Source organism: Luteimonas sp. A611 (assembly GCF_054072715.1).
The window spans coordinates 1-4,940 of sequence record NZ_JBSVRP010000013.1 but is presented as its reverse complement, the minus strand read 5'-3'; the positions used below and the strand labels follow the sequence as shown (position 1 = coordinate 4,940).

The 4,940-nt window shown below is 58.2% G+C and carries 4 protein-coding genes; all 4 read right to left on the bottom strand.

Translation table 11 applies throughout. From position 1 onward, the window contains the following. Window positions 1–844: 844 nt before the first annotated feature. Window positions 845–1,180 (bottom strand): MmcQ/YjbR family DNA-binding protein, encoded by a 336-nt coding sequence (locus ACW5EG_RS17015; protein ID WP_457022474.1) that lies wholly within the window; start codon window positions 1,178–1,180, stop codon window positions 845–847. Between the two features lie 132 nt (window positions 1,181–1,312). Continuing rightward, on the bottom strand, window positions 1,313–1,744 hold the full coding sequence (locus ACW5EG_RS17010; RefSeq protein WP_457022477.1) for a helix-turn-helix transcriptional regulator: 432 nt from the start codon (window positions 1,742–1,744) through the stop codon (window positions 1,313–1,315). A gap of 1,261 nt (window positions 1,745–3,005) precedes the next feature. Further along, complete coding sequence (locus tag ACW5EG_RS17005; protein ID WP_457022472.1) at window positions 3,006–3,476, bottom strand: T6SS immunity protein Tdi1 domain-containing protein; 471 nt, start codon at window positions 3,474–3,476, stop codon at window positions 3,006–3,008. A 455-nt stretch (window positions 3,477–3,931) separates the two neighbouring features. Next, complete coding sequence (locus tag ACW5EG_RS17000) at window positions 3,932–4,369, bottom strand: GNAT family N-acetyltransferase (protein ID WP_457022475.1); 438 nt, start codon at window positions 4,367–4,369, stop codon at window positions 3,932–3,934. Window positions 4,370–4,940: the final 571 nt, after the last annotated feature.

Below are 4,940 nucleotides of genomic sequence, written 5' to 3'. Positions count from 1 at the left end.
TCTCTGGCTCGGAGATCTCCGCCAAGAATAGGTTCTTGCAAGAGTTAATTTCTTCAATCATCGACGGTGCTGCCATTGGTGCCTAACGCCTAAGTTAAGCCGAGACGCGTAGTGGAGCAAAGCATATGGCAAGCTCTACCTGCCATGTGCTTTGCGTAACGAAGCGGCTTCGGCTTGAACGCATTGTTAGGCCTCACGCGATTGGCACACGCGTAACGTGCGAGTGGCCATGTGCTCGCCGCACTGTTTGTACTCGCGCTTGCACTTGATAAGGTCCCCGCCCAGGTAGCGACGATCCTCGCTAAGTATTACGTATGCGATGTAAAACTCGCCATGTGCGCTAGACAGCGACGGCGGGCTGTCCCATGCACGGCTTCTCGGATCTGCTCGCTCTGTCCTGACCAGAAGCAATGTAAGGTCCTTGCTTGCCTGCTCGGAAATGCTTAAGCCCTCAGTAGCCTCAATGGACAGGGTCGCTTCCTGCAGTACTGAGTGCGCGAGATGTCCGTGCGGCTCCCCATTAGCGATTGAAACAGAGCAAGGCTTCATTGGGGGCAAAGCTACAACTCGGGAAGATACCCCGCTTGCAAGATCTTCTGAAATTGCCTCCCGCGCGGCGTCGGCAGCGGCACGTATCACATCCTCGGAGGGCTCGTCTGCTGAAGAGCACGCCGTGGCAATCAGCGCCAAAGACAGGATCAGTAGTCGCGATAGTGACATGAGGCCTAACGCCTGAGTTAAGCCGCGCTGCGTAGTGAAGCGAACACATGGCAAGCTTTACCTGCCATGTGGCTCGCGTAACGAAGCGGCGTCGGCTTGAACGAATTGTTAGGCCGCGGCTGCATTAACCACCGCCCCAAGCCGCGACCACCTTGCGAGGAGCTTTGCTTTGCCAAGCTTGGCGCACAAGCTCAGCTACAACAAGTGGATCTGCGTCAGCCAGGGCGACGCGGAGCCCCACGACCTTCCCGCCCCACAGCAGCTTTTCAGCAAACTCAGGGTGCATGGCAAGCGTCTGCTCTCGATGCTCTTCCGTGACAAAGAGGTGGGCATGCAGCTCATCCGGCGGAACAGTCACAAAGATCTTTCCGCGCACGCGAAAGGACAAGTAGTTGAAGTGCGGCTCTTCGGTCACTTCGGGCAAGGAAGTAGCTAGTGCCCGGACTGCGTTGAGATCCATCAACTTCCCCCAAGGTCCTTCGAGCGGCCTAACACCTAAGTTAAGCCGCGCCGCAGCGGGGCGTGAAGCATATGGCAAGCTGTACCTGCCATGTGGTTTGCGCCCCGATGCGGTGTCGGCTTGAACGCATTGTTAGGCTGCGGCTCCGCGTGTCCGCGCCCGAGACTGCAAATGACCAAGAACAGCTGCGCTGATTCCTAGCCCCGCACAGACCACACCAACTGCGGCGCCTGATTGGGCCATGGACGAGCCGCCATTAGTTACATCTAGCGTGATCGCCGCAAGCGCGGCAACGCCACCAGCGCACCAGCCAATCCACCCCCACAGGCGTCCCCGGCGAAAGCTGAGAGAAAGCGGTTCAGACGCGCCGCTTTTTGAGGCTATCTGCGACACCGCAACGCCTAATGCCCCGGCAAGAGCGAGTCGCGTCTCAGCAGACCCGATGCCATCAGCCTCGACCCGCTGAACAGTCCGGGTGCTCAGCCCAGCCGCACTTGCCAAATGCTCCTGTGACCAGGAGTTCTGCTCTCGCAGGCTCCTTACCGTCGCTGAGTCAATCTTCATCTGTGCATCCATTTAATGTCTCCAAGCCTGTCGGATCGACACCAACAGGCTGAAGATGAGTCACGCGAAACGCCACGACAATACCGCGTCAAAGGCCCGCCATGCGCCCGCCACCGCTGCCTAACACCAGAATTAAGCCGCGCCGCAAAGCGGCGTCGGCTTGAATGAATTGTTAGGGGCGTGCCGACAAGACCACATGACTCGGCCGCTCCCGGCCCGGCAGCAATAGCGAATCAAGATAGTGGGGATCATGCCATGCATCCCATGGCACTAGGCCTTGGTATGCAGCCAAGAATTCTTGGACTATCCCAGACCCCGTGACTCTGACACCGACCCAATGCGAGGCCCGATGAATCTCATAAGGACGCTCCTCCGGCTCCAAGAACACGGGCCCCTGACTCTTAACGGGCCATGCGCCACTTTTTAGCAAGTCAGGAGTAACCAACAGAGCAGCGATCGGCTCCATGGCACCGCTAAGGCCGCTTGGGCTGGCAGTAGCTGCAAAGAAGACGCATCCCACTGAGTTGAGCGCATCTGGCTCCAAGCTAAGAACCTGACCAATGCCCATTGAGTCGCCCGGGAGTGGAACCCCAAAGATGTCACCGGGATTGAACTTCTGAGCCATCTGATGAGCGCCTAACGCCTGAGTTAAGCCGGCCCAGAGCGGGGCGGCGACTGCGTGCTAGCGTAGCGTAGGCACGAAGGCGCTGCCACGATTTGGGCTCGGCTTGAACGAATTGTTAGGCCTCTCAGCCCTACGGACAGCTGTGGCCAACATAGCAACCAATATAGAGAGCAGAAAGGAACGAGACCGGGAGTTGGACGGCAAGAAGCACAAGGGCAGAGACAACCAAAGTGGCTGGTCGCTTGCCTTTAGCGACTAAGAAACCAAGCACGACAGCATAGACCGCTGTCACGCTAAGGCACCATAAGAAGACAGAGACAAGGCTGCGCAGTGTCTCGGAAGTAGAGGCAATCAGAGCTGATGCAGTAAGCCAGACAAGCACTGCTGCTAGTAGAAAGCGACGAATCGAGCGCGACGGACTGCACCACACGGCAGTGGCCGTAAGAATCACTAGGCCCGCCAAATGAAAGAGCGTAGCGCTCGATAGAAGCCAAGGGGAAAGCAAGTCTACGAGATCTCTCATGAGAGGCCTAACGCCTGAGTTAAGCCGACCCGCAGCGGGGCGGCGACTGGGTGCTAGCGTAGCGGATAAGCACCCAGGCGGTGCCCCGATGCGGGTTCGGCTTGAACGAATTGTTAGGCGCCCAGCACGAGTTTGACTTGAGCGCCATCCGGAAGATCCTTGATCTGTTTGTGAATCTGCGCAAGCAGGCTGTAGTTGACTACCGAGTCACATACCTCAACGTTGTCGAGGACGTACTTGCCGCCAAAAACCGGCGCAATCTTGAACGTGTAGCACTGACCGGGGCCTAGCGTGAGGCCAGCTGCAACGCATTTGTCCGTGAGCGAGATCAACAGCCAGTTGTCCGCATTGTCCCCGAGGTCAACTTGCGTGAAGAAATCCTCGCGGCTTTGGGCGAGCTGCCTGACGGAGCCGTCGCCGATGTCCAGGAACTGGACGGTGCCATCCTCTGGGACAAAGATCAGGTCACCGAACCGATTAACCATCCAAACAGTCAGGTCAGACGGGAGTAACCATGCCCAGTCCGCCAAGATGCCGGACCAGTCATGATCTTGCTGATCTATCAAGTAGTCCGATAGGTTCATGGGCGCCTAACGCCAGAGTTAAGCCGAGACGCGTAGTGGAGCGAAGCACATGGCAAGCTGTACCTGCCATGTGTTTTGCGTAACGAAGCGGCTTCGGCTTGAACGACTTGTTAGGCCGCCGCACGCCGAGCTTGCGCCCGACCTTGCGACAGCCCAACCCCTGAGCCGGACAGTACAATATGTCTGGCCGAACGGCCTGAGGTTGGCACTTGCTGAGGCAAAAGCCAAAACCATCGGCTCGCGCGGCCAAGAACTCTCACTGTGCCCTGTCCGGAGCCGACTCGTGCGGTCGAATCTTGCGAAGAGCCGCGCCTGTCCGAAACCGAGGTGCTGCAGGGCTGACTGCCGATGCCTTCACCGCGCGTGCGAGATACAAATGCCGTGACTGAGCGAGACGCTACAAGCCGCTTGGAACCTGACAACGGCAGTGCGGGAAACAAGGCCTAACGCTTGAGTTAAGCCGAGCCGCGAAGCGGCTTCGGCTTGAACGAATTGTTAGGCCGTGACCGTGGTGCCCTAACCATTGCCGCCACCCTGAGCCCGCGAGACAAGTAGTTTGCTAGGCGCGCGGAGAGCGCTGGCGGCAAGTTGTCCGCAGCTTGCTCGAACCCAGCCCGGCGATAGAAGCCGACGAGATGCTCATAGGGAAGGCAACAACACCAGCGACTGTCGATCTCTTGATCCAGCCGCTGCAGGATCTTAGCCCCGATACCTTGCCTTTGAAGTCTAGGCTCAACCTGCATGCCTCGAAGCCAGAGAAGCTCTTGCTCTTGGCACAAGCGGCCTACACCGACAATCCCATCCTGCTCTTTTGCAAGCACAACAAAGTCTGACGGCACAATGGCAGCGCCGCCGTAACCACGCGACTCATAGAATCGCTGTGCCGCGAACATTTCGTCTTTGCTGGCAACGCCTATGTTGATATCTGCCATCACGGCCTAACGCCTGAATTAAGCCGCGCCGCGAAGCGGTGTCGGCTTGAATGAATTGTTAGGCCCCGGCTTGATGGAACCGGCCAGAAGGACCAAGCCTAGTAGTCCGACCAGCGGCATAAGTGTAGCCATGTAGATATGCCAGGGAAGGGCAAACGAAGCCGCAAAGGCGGCGCCTGAGCCAAGTGCAAGGAAAGCCAGCCCCAAGGACTTGAGCCAGCGTGATACGTGGAAGAAGCGTGGCCCGAATCCGAGGCGAGCACCCGCACCGGTGAGCCCGGCAAGTCCACAGAGGCCCAACGCCATAAGAATTGGCTCCCTGAGACCAAATGCAGCAGCAATAACGGACAGTGGCCCAAGTAGAGCGCATGCAACGACTAGGGTGGCTGTCAGAGCGCCCCGAGCAAGTTTGTGATCTACAAAGCTGGCGAGTTTGCTCAACATGGGGCCTAACAACCTGAGTTAAGCCGCGCCGCTCGCGGCTCCTTCCGAAGCGATTTCTACCACGATCTGGACGAGGGCGCGCCGGCCT